The following is a 208-nucleotide window of genomic DNA, read 5'->3' on the forward strand; positions in this document are numbered from 1 at the left end:
CGGCAGTCCCAGCGGGCAAGGCGATCCACGTGGTGCTCGACAACTACGGCAGCCACAAGCACCCGAAGGTGCGCGCCTGGCTCACCCGCCACCCGCGATGGACGTTCCACGTCACACCGACTTCGGCTTCCTGGCTCAATGCCGTCGAGGGCTTCTTCTCCACGCTGACGCGCCGTCGCCTCCGGCGAGGCACCTTCACCGGCATCGT

At 67.8% G+C, this 208-nt stretch carries 1 protein-coding gene; it reads left to right on the forward strand.

The features are described 5' to 3' along the window. Positions 1–208: transposase (locus AC0IY0_RS29185; RefSeq protein ID WP_471766532.1), on the forward strand; the 208-nt coding region annotated here is incomplete at both ends.

This window comes from Methylobacterium sp. AC315 (assembly GCF_979253755.1).